The following is a 13890-nucleotide window of genomic DNA, read 5'->3' as shown; positions in this document are numbered from 1 at the left end:
TGTGAGGGCACGTCACGTCCCGAGACGCGCCAGCATGAACACCCAGCTGAGATGGCATGCGGCAGCACGGGACGTCAGTACGTGGGCGACCGCGTCCGCCTTCACACCGAAGAGGTCACCGGTTCGATCCCAGTATCGCGCACCATGCCAGAAGGCCCCTGACCTGCGAGGTCAGGGGCCTTCAGTGTTGTAAGGCTCGCGTTGATCGGGCTCAGGACCGGGACGTGTAAACGGATCGGTAAACGTCCATCCTCATTGTCCGTCAGGCCTCGGTCGGGGGCGGGAGGAAGAGTCCGGTGATCTGCTCTGCGGCTGCGCGGTCGAGTTCGGGTGTTCGCATCGTCGAGGCCGCGTCCCCCGTCGCCGTAGAGGTGGCACAGCGCGCGCACGGTGTCGAGGTCGCCTCCGGCCGGGAACCGCCAGTCGACGTGCCGCGGCGACGTCCATCCCACTCGCGAGGGAGGACGCGTTCCGGTGGGATCGCCGGGCACCTTCTGCGGATTGCGGTGGCGCTGCGGGTCGAGCGCTAGCGTCGCCGTGTGGACATGACAACGGCCATCCGCCACCCGGTGCGGCTGGTGGACCTCACCCATGCACTCGGCCCGAGCCCGTCAGAGCCTGCGTCGCCCCGGATCGAGCGCACCGACCACACCGACGGCGCGCAGCTGTGGGAGCACTGGTACGGCATCCCGGCCGACGCTCTGCCGCAACGTCTTGGGTTCGCCGGCGAGATCGTCACCGCGTCGACACACGCCGGCACCCATGTCGACGCGCCCTGGCACTACGGGCCGACGGCGGAGGGCGCGCCGGCGTGGACCGTCGACGATGTGCCGGCCTCGTGGTTCATCGGCCCGCTCGTCGTCCTGGACGTCTCCGACCTGGACGCTGGGGCGCTCGTCACGCCGGGGCTCGTTGCCGAGCGCCTCACGGCCATAGGGCATCGGCTCGTGCCCGGTGACATCGTCGCGGTGCGAACCGGTGCCGACCAGCTCTGGGGAACGCCGGAGTTCTGGGAGCACGGGGCAGGGCTGGGCCGTGAGGCTGTGCTCCATCTCGTCGACGCGGGGGTCCGGGTGATCGGCACCGACGCCTGGAGCCTGGACCGGCCCTACCCGCTGATCGGCGCGGAATGGGGCGAGCTCGGCGACCCGGCCCGGCTGTGGCCGGCCCACTTCGCCGGCATCGAACGGCGCTACTGCCAGGTGGAGAAGCTTGCACGGCTCGATGAGGTGCCGCCGACCGGCGCGACCATCATCTGCCCACCGATCAAGGTGGCCCGCGCCGGCGCAGGGTGGACCCGGGCGGTCGCGCTCGTCCCGTGATTCGGTCGCCGAGGAAGAGGTTGGCGGCACCGTGGTTCCGCCGACTCAACACGGTCGGCGACCAACCGCAAACAGAGTTACGACCCGCGACACCAGATCATCCTGCCCTGGGTTTCGATCCGTGGGACCCTGGGCGAGCAGATTCTTCCGCGTCTCCACTTGCCGAACGGCGAAGGAGTAGCGCGGCATGCTCTACTCGATCATCAAGTCGAACACGTATCAGGATTCGTTGAGGCTCATGCAGCTGAGCAACGCGCTCAACGGCACTGACGGCGTGAACCGAGTGTCGATCATGATGGGCACGCGGGCCAACGAGAAGATCCTGCGGAATGCCGGGCTGGACACCCCTGACGTGGATGGAGCCAAGCCGACGGCCCTCGTCATCGTGGCCGATGTCGAAGACGCTTCGGTCGGCGACTCACTGCTCGCGAGATAGACGAATTCCTCTGCTACGGGGTGTCAATGTCCGGCCGGTCGCGGTTGCGTTCGGCTCGCTCCCTCGAACGGGCAGTGGGCATCCTCGACCGGGTGGACCTCGCCATCGTCTCCATCCCCGGACAGTACGTGGCACCCGAGGTGCATCGGCTCCTGGACCGGAATATCAATACCTTCATCTTCAGTGACAACGTGAGTATTTCCGACGAAGCGGTGCTCAAGAGAAGGGTGCACGAACGCGGACTGCTCGTGATGGGGCCTGATTGTGGAACAGGGCGCATCCGCGGGTTTTCGCTGGGTTTCGCCTATGTTGTCCGCGAGGGGTCGGTCGGCCTCGTCGGGGCCTCCGGCACCGGACTGCAAGAGGTCATGGAGGAAGGCCGCACACGGGCGCTCCGCCGCCAAGGTCCACGGGCGCCCCCCACGCCCGGCCTCTGTTGATACAGCGGCTCGACGAACTTGAGGTTGTCCGGGCATGGGGCTGCTGATCCGGACATCTGGGCTGGCGATCATTGCTACCCTGGGGCCTTCGATGCCGATACATAAACTGCACTGATGCCCCTCCCGTCTCGAGTCAGCGATCTGACCAGCTTCGACCTGCTGCTGAGCGTGGCGAAGCTGGGCAGCATCGGGCGCGCGGCAGCGGCGCACCAGCTGTCCCAGCCGGCCGTGAGCGCGAGATTGCGGCAACTGGAGCATCAGGTCGGCGCACGCCTGCTGGAGCGGGGTGCACGCGGTGCGCGGTTGACGACCGTTGGTGAGCTGGTGGCCGGTTGGGCTCAGCCCGCGGTGGATCGCGCTGCCGATCTTGAAGAGGGTATTGCGGCCTTGAGGCGGGACCGACACACGCATCTGCGGGTCGCAGCCAGCCTGACCGTGGCTGAGTACTTGCTGCCCGCGTGGTTGATCGCGTTGCGGTCGGTCGATCCGGACACGATGACCGCGCTGAGTTCCGGGAATTCCGCCGAGGTTGCCGCTCAGATACTCGCAGGGGAAGCCGAGATCGGTTTCATCGAGGGACCGAAGGTGCCCGCAGGTGTGCAGGCTCGTGAAGTCGCGCGCGACGAGCTGGCTGTGGTGGTGGCGCCATCCCACAGGTGGGCGCGGCGGAGACGGGTGCGCGCCGCGGAGCTGGTCAGAACACCGCTGGTCAGCCGGGAACCGGGCTCCGGAACCCGGCAGGCATGGGAACAGGCGGTACCTGAACAGCTCAACACCGACCTGGCCGCTCCGATCCTCGAGGTGTCCTCGACGACGGCGATCAAGGCAGCGGTGATGGGAGGGATCGGTCCCGCGGTGCTCAGCGTGCGCGCAGTCACGGCCGAACTGGCCGCCGGAACGCTGGTGCGGCTGGCCGTACCCGGTCTGGATCTCACGCGGCGCATGCATGCGATCTGGCCGGCCGGGAACACCTTGCAGGGCCCGGCCAGTGACTTGTTGGCCATCGCACTGCGAAGCGCGGTCGCCTGATCTTCGTGGCCGGCCGAGTCCTTTCTGTCTGCGCCATCGCCGACACAGTGATGAAATCCCGTGGCTCATCGCTCCGCACAGCCCACCCGCGAGCGGACCCATAAGCGCCGGCTATGCATCCATCAGCAATTCCGCCAGCGCGACCTGAGCAACCACGCACACAGTGGAGCTATGACAGCTTCGAGGAGCGCCCAGACCACGACTGGGGCTACTTCTGCGATCGACCACGACGGGCGCGGCGTCGTCAAACCCACGCCACCTGAGGTGATGGAGGACGCCGGCAGTGGGCTGGACTACGGAGTCCGGCCGGACCGGATGCCGGGACTCCTCACCCCGACCGATCGCTTCTACATCCGCAGCCACGCACCAACGCCACGGGTGGATGCTGCGACGTGGACGCTGCGGGTGGAGGGCAGCGGCGTGCACGAACCGGCCACCTACAGCTACGACGATCTGTGGAACCGGTTCCCACACGTTTCGGTGGCCCGCACGATCGAGTGCGCAGGCAACCGCCGGGTGCTGTTCGGTGAGGAGGTCGGTCGGCCGTTCGCGGGCACGCAGTGGGCGCGGGGTGCGATCGGGACCGCGGAGTGGACCGGCGTCCGGCTCCGCGACCTGCTCGAACCGGCCGGAATCACACCGAAGGCGCGCGAGGTCATGCCGGAAGGGCTCGACGAGATCCGGGCCCGTCGGCCACTGCCGCTGGACAAGGCGTGGGCCGACGACACCGTGGTCGCGTTGGCCATGAACGGTGAGGTGCTCCCGCCCGATCACGGGTTCCCGGCCCGGCTGGTGGTGTCCGGGTGGCTCGGCGCGGCGAGCATCAAGTGGCTGGGCCGGATCGAGGTCTCCGAAGAGCCCCTGTACGTGCCCTGGAACACCGTGGACTACGTGCTGATCGGCCCGGGCTTCCCCGCGGAGGGACCAGCGCGGGGACCGGTGATCACCGGACTCCCGGTCGCGAGTCTGGTGGAGCTGCCCTGGCCCGCGCGGCTGCGGGCGGAACCGCAGGTGATCCGCGGGCGGGCGTTCGCGGGCGAGAACCGGGTGGCGCGGGTCGAGTACCGCATCGACGACGGCCCCTGGCAGGACGCCGCGATCGAATCGCCCACGACATCGGGGGTGTGGGTGCGCTGGCAGTTCCGCTGGGACCCGGAACCGGGCGAGCACGCGCTCCGGGTCCGCGCCACCGACGACCAGGGCAACACGCAACCGGAGTCCTCCACCTGGAACGAACTGGGGTATCTGCAGACATCGGTACTGGCGCACCCCGTGCGCGTCGAACTAGCCCGTTAGGAGAAGATCATGAGTGAGTACATCGCAGGTGTCGCCATCCCCGACTCTCGGATGGCCAATGAGACAACCGCCTTTATTCAGGATACCGAGTCGCCAGTGCTGTACCACCACTCCCGACGAACGTATCTGTTCGGGGCGCTGCACGGTCAGCGTCTTGGGATCACGGCCGATCCAGAGCTTCTTTACGTCGCAGCGATGTTCCATGACCTCGGGCTGGTGGAGGGGCACCGAAACCTGACCCAGCGGTTCGAGGTGGACGGTGCTGACGCGGCCCGTAACTTCTTGCTGTCGCACGACGTGCCCGCCGATGCTGTTCGTCGCGTCTGGTTGTCCATCGCCCTGCACAGTACGCACGGAATCCCGAGGTTCATGGAACCCGAGGTCGCGCTCCTGGCGGCCGGAGTGAGAGTCGACGTGGACGGCGCCGGCCTGGACCTGCTCGACCCGGCTGCGATCGAGGAGATCATCGCGGTGCATCCTCGGTACGACTTCAAGCGCCAGGGCCTGAAGGCCATCGCCGAAGGGGTCAAGGACCGGCCCGACACCCTGCTCGGAACGATCGCAGCGGATATGCTCGCGCACTACTCACCCGAGTTCAAGCGCGTCGACTTCGTCGATGTCGTCAGGAACAACGCCTGGCCCGAATAGGTCTAGAGCGTGTTCGAGAGTCTCGGCGTGTTCACGTGTCATGGCAGCGGAGTCGTCCATGGTGGACCGATGCCAGGACGCGCCAGCCGAGGCAGGACTGCCGTGCCAGGTACTCGTCGGATCTGACCGATCAGCGGTGGGAGTTGGTTGAGCCACTGCTACCTGCGCCGAAGACGGGTGGTCGCCCGGAGAAGTACCTGCGGCGCACGATCCACGGTTCGAGGGGTGCCGTGGACAAGGTCATGCGGGGCACGCGGATGCACCGTGACCAGCCGGACGACGATCACGGGGCCGTGAGCGTCTGCACGAACAGCTGGGGTCGGGGGTGTGCCGGCGCAACCGGTGCCGTCCATCGGAACGAAGAGCGACGCGGTGTCACCCGGGGATAGACCCGCAGCCCACGCACCGGCGTCGGCTTGCAGACCGCCTCGTCGAAGTTCGACGTCCGCCGGCGGCTCGCCGTCGAGCAGGCGGCGGGCGGTCTCGCGGCCTGCTGGCTCTGGCCTTGGGTGGCGGCGATTGCCCACAGCCGAACGGCCTGGTCAGAGGCTCTTCTCAGAGCTTCTGGCCAGGCCGTTTGCCGTTGTAGCGCCCTGAGAGGCATCAGAAAAGCATCACGCGGGCACGTGCGCGTCGGCTGCCCCGTCGTCCGGGTCCTCGTGGTCGAGTGCCTGCAGAATCCGGGTCGAGTCCTCGGTGCGTCGGGTGTAGCGGTCCAGCGTCGTGGACGAGCGTTCGCGTCCCATGACCCGCTGCACCATGTTGGGCGGGACGCCGTCGTCGACGAGCCAGGTGGGGTAGGAGTGGTGGGGGTCGGGGAACCGCAGCCCGCCGACCTGACTGCGTGCGACCTGGTGCACGGCGGCGGCGACGTGGTCCGGGATGGTCTCCGTGGCGTTCGTCCTCGATGCCTACTCGCCGCGGATCCTGGGCCGGCGTGCGGCGATTTCAACCACCGACGACTGTTCGAAGCCTGCGGCGACATCCCACCCGTCGAACTCGAACAGGCGCGCTACGGGGGGATTCGGGCATGGGGCTCGAGTGGGCGCTGCACCAGTTGTCTAGATGTTCATACAAGGTCACTCGCCCGCTACCACAGCACGGCCGAGGGGCCATGTCGGACACCTACTTTGCAGGTCACCGGGGGTCCGTCCCCTCCCCGATCCGCTCGCACACCTCGCGAAAGGCATCTCCGTGCTCTTGTCTCGCACTACGCGCATCGGAACCCTTGTGGCTGCCGCGCTGATCAGCCTCGGCGCGCTGACCGCCTGTGGCGGGAACGCCCCGTCGGGCTCGCAGGCCGATTCCGGGACCTGGGCCAAGTCCGCGGGCACGATCGTCTTCGGTGCCACGCCGGACCAGGCAGGCTCGGACTCGAACAACAAACCGCTCGAGGACTACATCGCCAAGACGACCGGCTACAAGGTCGAGTACTACCCGACCTCCGACTACACGGCCCTGATCGCCGCCGCGGTCGCGGGCAAGGTCGACATGATCACCTCCGGGGCCCTGCAGTACGTCATGGCCGTCAACAAGGGCGCGAAGCTCACGCCGGTCGCGGCGACGCTGACCTCGCCGAAGGTCCAGGATCCCGGCTACTACTCGGAGGCCATCGTGCCCGCGGGTTCGCCGATCACCACACTCGCCGACGCCAAGGGCAAGAAGGTCTGCTTCGTCGACCCCAACTCGACCTCCGGCTTCCTCTTCGGCCTGTACCAGCTGCACCAGGCCGGCCTCGACGTCAACAGCTCGGGCACCGACGCGAACGGCAACCCGACGTTCAACGACTTCACGGCCTACTTCGCGGGTGCCCACGACAAGTCCGAGCAGACCGTGGCCTCGAAGCAGTGCGACGTCGGCTTCGCCGAGGACACGGTTGTCGACCCAGCGGTCGCGAAGGGCGAGGTCACGGTCATCGGCAAGGAGTACGTCCCGGGCGGCCCGCTCGCGATCTCGACGACGCTGCCCGCCGATGCGCAGGCCAAGCTCACCGCGGCACTGCAGGGCGCGACGCTCGACGCGATCAAGGCCTCCGGCGTCCCCCTCACCGAGGGCTTCACACAGGGGTACTTCGGTGCGCAGAAGGAGGATGCGTCGTACTACAAGTCCATCTCCGATCTCTGCACGTCCATCCCCGCGGCCAAGTGCTCGAAGTAGCCGGCGTGCCCGATCGACGGAACGGACCGACGCGTTCATGAGCATCCCGACGCCCACCCCCATGATCTCGGTGTCCCGGGTCACGAAGGACTTCGGCTCCACGAGAGCCCTCCGCGACGTCGATCTGACAGTGGAGCAGGGCGAGGTCGTCGTGCTGCTCGGCCGTTCCGGGTCGGGCAAGTCGACGTTGCTCCGCCACCTCGACGGGCTGGAGCGCCCGTCCGCGGGTGTGGTCGAGGTACTCGGCGAGGACATCGCCACGCTGAGACCCGCGGCACTGCGCGCCCTGCGCGGCCGGGTCGGCATGATCTTCCAGCGGTTCGAGCTGGTGCCGTCGCTGACGGTCCTGGAGAACGTGCTGACCGGCGCACTGTCCCGCCTACGCGGACCGCGCCTGGGACTGTGGGCCTATCCCCGCTCTCTCAAGCTCGCCGCGATCACGCATCTGGACCGGGTCGGCCTGCTCGAGAAGACCTACCAGCGTGCCGATCAGCTCTCGGGTGGCGAGCAACAGCGGGTCGCGATCGCGCGAGCGCTGATGCAGGATCCGCGCATCCTGCTGGCCGACGAGCCTGTCGCGAGCCTCGACCCGGAGTCGAGCGACCAGGTCATGCGGCTCATCCGGGAGATCGCCGCCGACGACGGCCTGACCGTCGTGTGCAGCCTCCACCAGGTGGACCTGGCGCTCGGCTGGGGCGACCGGATCGTCGGTCTGCGCCACGGCGAGGTCGTGCTCGACACCACCACCGACGGTCTGGGCAGGGCGGAGGTGATGGAGATCTACGGGCGCGTCGCCGCGTCCACCGCCGAGCTGACGGCGATCGAGACCGAGCTGGGGGCCATCGACGTCGGCGACGGCGTCTCCGTCGGGACGGCGGCACGGGGCGGGCGGCGGTGACCGCGGCGAGAACGACGAGCCGCCCGGCCGAGGCCGACGCCGCGGCGAGCCTCCGGCGTCCTCGGATCCCCACGAGCAGGATCGCGGGCTGCAGCGCCGTCCTGCTCATGCTCGCCTTCGGGGTCTATTCGCTGACGACGCTGGACTTCTCCTGGTCGAACGTGGCGGCGAGCACGCAGAACGCGGTCAAGGTGTTCAGCCTGATGGACCCCGTCAGCCTCCCCGCGCCGCCCGATCTGGCGTACCTGATCGGGCTGACGCTCGGCATCGTCATCCTCGGCACCGTTGTCGCCGCACTCATCTCGATCCCGATCGCCTACGTCTCCGCAGCAAACACGACACCGGCAGGCTGGCTGCGCGTCCTCGGTCGGGCGATCGGGGTCATCACCCGCGCCGTGCCCGACGTGGTGCTGGCGCTGGCGTTCTCGCTGGCCTTCGCACTCGGCAGCTCGCTCCCCGGGATCCTGGCCATCGGGATCCACTCCATCGGGATGATCTCGAAGCTCTTCGCCGACGCCATCGAGCAGATCGACCACGGTCCGCAGCTCGCCGTACGTGCCGCGGGCGGCTCGAAGGCGCAGGAGTTCTGGTCGGCGGTGTTCCCACAGGTGCTGCCGTCGTGGATCGCCACGGTGCTGCACCGCTTCGACATCAACCTGCGCGGTTCGGCCATTCTCGGCTACGCCGGGGTCGGCGGCCTCGGCTACGCGATGAAGGTGGCCTTCGCGCAGTTCCCCGAGGGCTACGGGCGCGGCCTCGGCATCGCCGCTGTGATCTTCGTGCTCTGCGTGGTGCTCGAGATCATCTCCTCGATGATCCGCCGCAACCTGCTCGGCGTCGACGCCGTGGGCAACGGCCTCGGCGGTCGGATCCTGCGGGCGGCCGGGAAGCGCCGCCCCGTCCGCGGGCAGCCGCCCGGCGGCCGCATGGCCGCCATCGGCGTCGAAGCGGCTCTGCGTCGCCCCTGGACCCGGGCTCGCGTGCGCAACCTGAGCTGGGCGTGGACCGCCGTCGCGATCGTCGTCGCCGGTTACTGGATGGCAGACGTCGACTTCGGGCAGATCAGCTGGAACTACGTCGTGCCGACGTTGCAGAGCTTCTGGCCGCCGAACTTCGGCAGCCACAGCCTCGGCGAGTTCGCCCAGGCCCTGCTCGTGACGGTCGAGGTCGCTTTCGCATCCGCCGTGCTGTCCCTCGTCCTGTCACTGCTCGTCGGTTCGCTCGCCGCTCGCAACGTCGCGCCGAACAACGCCGTCCGCACCACCTTCCGCACCATCCTGGTGATCTTCCGGGGGGTACCGGAGCTCGTACTGGCGATTTTCCTGATCATGGTGACCGGCCTCGGCAACCAGGCCGGCGTGGTCGCACTCGCCTTCGGCGGCGTCGGCCTGCTCGGCAAGCTGGTCGCGGACTCGTTCGAGGAGCTTCCCCCGGGCCCGGAACGCGCGCTGAGCGCCGCGGGCGCCACGCGGAGCCAGCGCTATCTCGCCGCGACGTGGCCGCGGGGCCTGCCGTCGCTGATCGGCAACTCGCTCTACCTCGTCGACACGAACATCCGGGCGGCGACGGTCCTCGGCATCGTCGGCGGCAGCGGCATCGGCTTCTACCTCACCAACGCCTCGACCGTGCTGACGCTGCACGGCCAGGTGACCACGCTCGTGATCATGGTGTTCGGCACCGTGCTCGTCGTCGAGGGCATCGCGGCGTGGATGCGCCGGGTGTTCCGCTGACCGGTCGGTGGCGTCGCCGCACCCCGACGGGACGGTCGCCCGACCGCACCCCGAGATCGGCGGAGTTCGACGACGCCACGCGCTGCCGACCCGGTCAGTCCCCGTAGCGGTCGAGGAACTCCTCGGCGGTGAGCCTGCGGAAGTCCGCCAGGCGGGCCCGCAGCGTCCGGTGGTCCCAGTCCCACCACGCGAGGTCCCGCAGGCGCTCGGCGATCTCCGGCGGCTGCCGGTAGCGGAGCACCCTCGCGGGCACACCCGCCACGATCGCGTAGGCGGGGACGTCCGTGGTCACGATCGCCCCGGACGCGATCACCGCGCCGTCCCCGACCGTCACCGCCGGCTTGACCTGTGCCCCGTGGCCGATCCAGGTGTCGTGACCGATGACGGTCCGGCGCGCGCGGCGCCGCTGGAACCACTCGGCGTCGTCCTCGGCGTCGTCCCAGTACTTGGCGCTGCGGTACAGGAAGTGGTGCAGGCTCGCGCGGTCCAGGGGGTGGTCGGTCGCCCCGATCCGCACGAAGCTCGCGATGTTCGAGAATCTCCCGACGGTGGTGTTGGCGAAGTCGCAAAGCCGGTCGCAGTAGCTGTAGTCGCCGATGACGACGTTCGAGAGCCGGGTTCCCGCACCGATCTCGGTGTAGCGGCCGAGGACGCTGTCGCTCATGCTCACGTCCGGCCCGATCACGGGCTGCTCCGAGAGGCGTTGCGCGCTCACACCCGCTCTCCCGGTCGGCCGGTCGTGGCGAGCGCCCCCGTGACGATCGCGAGCAGCTGGGCGCTGCCTTCGGCCACGGTGGCGTCGTTGCGGATCTCGTGGTCGGCGACGCGCTCCGGCGCCGGGTCCACCCGGGCCAGCCGTCGCGCGATGGCGTCGACCGACTCCCGGCAGCGGGCCCGCAGTCGGGCGGCGCGTACGGCGTCGGACACCGTGACCCGGACGACCACGACGTGGTCATAACGTTCCTCGATCGCGCTGACGGCCCCGCGGGAGACGTTCGCGACGACGACCTCGCCTGCGCGGACCGGCTCGTCCACCCAGACCGGAATGCCGTACGCGAGACCGTGCGCCCGCCAGGACACCGCGAAGTCGCCGCGCTCCTCGGCGTCGAGGAAAGCGGCCTCGCTCAGGGAGTCGAAGTCCTCGCCGGGCCCGGGCGGCCGCGTGATCACGCGCCGCGGGAAGTGCGCAGCGCGCCCGCTGTGTGCGCGCGCCCCGCTGATCAGCGCGTCCTTGCCGACGCCGCTCGCGCCGACGACCGCCACGAAGGCGCCTGGTCCGATTCGCGCGGTCACGACACCCGCACCCCCTGCCGGTAGACGGCGCGCACGACCGGCACCACGTGCCCGCGCGGATGACGTGGTGTCGCCGGGAGCGCGTGGGGGTGCACCCGCACCAGGTCGGCGCGCTTGCCGACGGCGATCACGCCGCGCTCGTCGAGCCCGACGGCGCGGGCCGGATTGCCGCTGACCAGCCGAACCCCCTCCACCAGCGGACAACGGCCGTCGGCGTCGAGCTGCACGATCGCCTGCAGCGGGCTGGACGGCACGTAGTCCGACGACAGGATGTCGAGCAGGCCCAGGTCGAGCAGCGCGGCTGCGGCGACGTTGCCGGACTGGCTGCCGCCGCGGACGATGTTCGGTGCGCCCATGACGACGAGCTGGTCGCGCTCGCGGGCGGCGCGCGCCGCGACCTCGGTGGTGGGGAACTCGGAGATCCGCACGCCGAACGACGCGGCCTCCTCGACGTGCTCCACGGTGGCGTCGTCGTGGGTGGCGAGCGCGATCCCGCGGTCCGCGGCGAGCCCGGCGATCGCCTTCCGGTTCGGCACTGAGTGCTCGAGCGCGATCTCCTTGAGCTGGGCGATGAACTGCTCGATCGCGTCCGCCGGCAACCGGCCCTTGCCGAGCATGTAGCGCCGGTAGGCCTCGACGTCGGCGTACTGGCGCTGTCCGGGGGTGTGGTCCATGAGCGAGGCGAGGCGCAGGGACGAGACGTCGTCGAAGGCCTCGAACTCGGCGACGACGGAGGGGGCGGAGACCTCGCAGCGCAGGTGGATGAAGTGCTCGACGCGGGTGATCCCGGCCTGCTGGGCCTGCTCGATCCCGGCGGCGAGGGAGCGGGCGAACGTGGTCTCGTCGTCGCGGCCCTCCAGCGTGCCGATCCGGACGGCGTCGAACACGGTTGTCACGCCCGCGCCGCTGAGCTGCACGTCGTGGGCGAGCACGGCGGGCACCGCGTCCCACCGGGTGCCGGGGCGGGGCCGCGCGTGTGATTCGAGGTGGTCGGTGTGCAGCTCGACGAGGCCGGGGATCAGCAGATCACCGTCGAGGTCCTCGCCTGCGGCCGGGCCGGCCGTGATGTCGGCGATCTCGCCGTCGCGGATGTGGACGGACCCGTGCAGGATCTCGTCGTCCAGGACGATGCGGGCGTTGCCGAGGACGGTCTCGCGACTCATCGGGTTCCTTCGTGGGCGGCCGCGGCGCAGGCGCGGGGACGGTCGGCAGGGCGTCGAAGCGGGTGCACCGAGTGCAGCCGGAACGGCGCGCCCGGCGTGGGCTGGGAGCAGAGGGTGAGCGCGTCGACGGCGATCGTCCGGCCGAGGCAGTCGGCGAACCAGGCGGCCAGCGCGTCGTGCACCTGGCCGTGCCGGTCGGGCGGGATCCGGTCGGTGAGCGTCAGGTGGAAGCGGAACTCGTCGAGCACGTACGGATACCCCCAGGTCTCGAGCATCCGGCGCCGCCGCGGGGTCAGCGCGTCCGGGTTGCGGCGGGCGATCTCGGTCGCCGTGGCGGGCGCGCGGTAGGCGTCGAACCCGGTCACGAGTGCCGCGGCGAGCTCGTGCAGCTCCGGGGCGTCGGCGCCCGGCACCAGGGCGAAGAAGCCGTCCATGCGGTGCAGGCGCAGTTGCGGGAGTGCGACGGGGCGGCCCGTCCGGGCGAACCGTTCGAGATCCTGCTCCAGCTGCTCGACCGAGCGGCCTTCGGCCAGCCGGAACGGGGCCTTGAGGGTGCCGTGGAAACCGTAGCGCCGGGCGTTGACGGTGATCTCGTCGACGGCCGCGCGTGTCCAGCCGCTCGGCAGCCGGGGATCCGGGCGGGTCCCGTCCATGCGGCGGCCGAGCCAGGACTCCGCCTGCTCGCGCAGGCGGACCGCGGCGGCGTCGGCCGACCCGGTGCCGGGTGCGGCGTAGATCGCGAACCGGGCCGTCATGCTGCGGCCCCGGCGCCTGGCGCGAAGGCCTCGACATCGAGGACCCGATCGGCGACGGCGGTGCGGACCTGCACGTCGTGGAAGATGCCGAGCATGCCGACGCCCCGGCTGCGCTTCTCTCGGATCAGCTCGATCACGGCGTCCCGGTTGCGGGCGTCGAGCGACGCCGTGGGCTCGTCGAGGAGCAGCAGCGGTAGCTCGGGCAGGAAGCCGCGGGCGATGTTGACGCGCTGTTGCTCGCCGCCCGAGAACGTCGCCGGGGGCAGTGACCACAGGCGCGGCGGGATCGACAGGCGCGTCAGCATGTCCGCGGCGCGCTCGCGCGCCTCGTCGGGTGCGACGCCGCGCTCGACGAGCGGCTCGGCGACGACCTGCAGCGCGGGGACCCGGGGTACGCAACGCAAGAACTGGCTGACGTAGCCCATGGTGTGGCGCCGGGCGGCGAGCACGGACCGCGGGTCCGCGGCGGCGATGTCAACCGCGCCCGTGCCCGCGCCGAGCACGATCCGGCCACGGTCGGCGGCGTAGTTGCCGTAGACCAGCTTGAGGATCGTGCTCTTGCCGGCACCCGACGGGCCACCGAGGACGACGCATTCGCCGGGGAACACCTCGAACTCGAGGCGCTCGAGCACGGCGAGCCGCTGCCCGCCCTGCAGGTGCATGGTGAAGGTCTTGTCGATCGCGGAGACGGCCAGGATCGGCGTCTGTCGGTTCATGTGGCGG

The 13890-nt window shown here is 69.8% G+C and carries 15 protein-coding genes; 9 read left to right on the top strand and 6 right to left on the bottom strand.

Features of this window, described 5'->3' with window-relative positions:
- Positions 1-545: 545 nt before the first annotated feature.
- The 6 genes from ACQPZA_RS23545 to ACQPZA_RS23520 all read left to right on the top strand — a co-directional run bounded on the left by ACQPZA_RS23545 (position 546) and on the right by ACQPZA_RS23520 (position 5171).
- Positions 546-1322, top strand: coding sequence for a cyclase family protein (locus tag ACQPZA_RS23545; protein ID WP_433282956.1), 777 nt, complete (start codon positions 546-548; stop codon positions 1320-1322).
- A gap of 187 nt (positions 1323-1509) precedes the next feature.
- A complete protein-coding gene (locus ACQPZA_RS23540) occupies positions 1510-1758 on the top strand; it encodes a hypothetical protein (RefSeq protein WP_433273816.1) in 249 nt (82 codons plus the stop codon).
- A 92-nt stretch (positions 1759-1850) separates the two neighbouring features.
- Positions 1851-2198, top strand: a complete 348-nt coding sequence (locus ACQPZA_RS23535; RefSeq protein ID WP_433273814.1) for a hypothetical protein — start codon at positions 1851-1853, stop codon at positions 2196-2198.
- Positions 2199-2312: 114 nt separating this feature from the next.
- Complete coding sequence (locus ACQPZA_RS23530) at positions 2313-3227, top strand: LysR family transcriptional regulator (RefSeq protein WP_433273812.1); 915 nt, start codon at positions 2313-2315, stop codon at positions 3225-3227.
- Between the two features lie 171 nt (positions 3228-3398).
- Positions 3399-4523 (top strand): sulfite oxidase, encoded by a 1125-nt coding sequence (locus tag ACQPZA_RS23525; protein ID WP_433273810.1) that lies wholly within the window; start codon positions 3399-3401, stop codon positions 4521-4523.
- A 9-nt stretch (positions 4524-4532) separates the two neighbouring features.
- Positions 4533-5171 (top strand): HD domain-containing protein, encoded by a 639-nt coding sequence (locus ACQPZA_RS23520; RefSeq protein WP_433273808.1) that lies wholly within the window; start codon positions 4533-4535, stop codon positions 5169-5171.
- Positions 5172-5785: 614 nt separating this feature from the next.
- Here the strand turns inward: ACQPZA_RS23520 and ACQPZA_RS23515 are convergent.
- Positions 5786-6031, bottom strand: a complete 246-nt coding sequence (locus ACQPZA_RS23515) for a hypothetical protein (protein ID WP_433273806.1) — start codon at positions 6029-6031, stop codon at positions 5786-5788.
- Between the two features lie 370 nt (positions 6032-6401).
- Here ACQPZA_RS23515 and ACQPZA_RS23510 point away from each other — a divergent pair, with 370 nt between their 5' ends.
- The 3 genes from ACQPZA_RS23510 to ACQPZA_RS23500 are packed head-to-tail and all read left to right on the top strand — an operon-like array spanning position 6402 to position 9956.
- A complete protein-coding gene (locus ACQPZA_RS23510; RefSeq protein ID WP_433273804.1) occupies positions 6402-7328 on the top strand; it encodes a phosphate/phosphite/phosphonate ABC transporter substrate-binding protein in 927 nt (308 codons plus the stop codon).
- 37 nt (positions 7329-7365) lie between these two features.
- Complete coding sequence (gene phnC / locus ACQPZA_RS23505) at positions 7366-8226, top strand: phosphonate ABC transporter ATP-binding protein (protein WP_433273802.1); 861 nt, start codon at positions 7366-7368, stop codon at positions 8224-8226.
- Positions 8223-9956: a PhnE/PtxC family ABC transporter permease gene (locus ACQPZA_RS23500; protein ID WP_433273800.1), complete on the top strand. Its 1734-nt coding sequence runs from the start codon at positions 8223-8225 to the stop codon at positions 9954-9956. Before phnC ends, ACQPZA_RS23500 begins: the two co-directional genes overlap by 4 nt.
- 94 nt (positions 9957-10050) lie before the next feature.
- On the opposite strand, the gene ACQPZA_RS23495 is transcribed toward ACQPZA_RS23500, so the two are convergent.
- From ACQPZA_RS23495 to phnL, 5 genes are read right to left on the bottom strand one after another with little or no spacing between them, the layout of a single operon-like run.
- The gene (locus ACQPZA_RS23495; RefSeq protein WP_211173584.1) at positions 10051-10671 is read right to left on the bottom strand and encodes a hypothetical protein; all 621 of its coding nucleotides are present in this window, start codon (positions 10669-10671) and stop codon (positions 10051-10053) included.
- Positions 10668-11249 (bottom strand): phosphonate metabolism protein/1,5-bisphosphokinase (PRPP-forming) PhnN, encoded by a 582-nt coding sequence (phnN, locus tag ACQPZA_RS23490; protein ID WP_433273798.1) that lies wholly within the window; start codon positions 11247-11249, stop codon positions 10668-10670. Before phnN ends, ACQPZA_RS23495 begins: the two co-directional genes overlap by 4 nt.
- Positions 11246-12412, bottom strand: coding sequence for an alpha-D-ribose 1-methylphosphonate 5-triphosphate diphosphatase (locus tag ACQPZA_RS23485; protein ID WP_433273796.1), 1167 nt, complete (start codon positions 12410-12412; stop codon positions 11246-11248). Before ACQPZA_RS23485 ends, phnN begins: the two co-directional genes overlap by 4 nt.
- On the bottom strand, positions 12409-13167 hold the full coding sequence (locus ACQPZA_RS23480; RefSeq protein ID WP_433273794.1) for a DUF1045 domain-containing protein: 759 nt from the start codon (positions 13165-13167) through the stop codon (positions 12409-12411). The genes ACQPZA_RS23485 and ACQPZA_RS23480 overlap by 4 nt, the downstream gene beginning before the upstream one ends.
- A complete protein-coding gene (gene phnL / locus ACQPZA_RS23475) occupies positions 13164-13883 on the bottom strand; it encodes a phosphonate C-P lyase system protein PhnL (protein ID WP_433273792.1) in 720 nt (239 codons plus the stop codon). Before phnL ends, ACQPZA_RS23480 begins: the two co-directional genes overlap by 4 nt.
- Positions 13884-13890: the final 7 nt, after the last annotated feature.

Source organism: Pseudonocardia xinjiangensis, from assembly GCF_050948425.1.
GTDB classification, from domain to species: Bacteria; Actinomycetota; Actinomycetes; order Mycobacteriales; family Pseudonocardiaceae; genus Pseudonocardia; species Pseudonocardia xinjiangensis.
The sequence above is the reverse complement of the archived record's forward strand: the minus strand, read 5'-3'. Positions and strand labels throughout refer to the sequence as shown.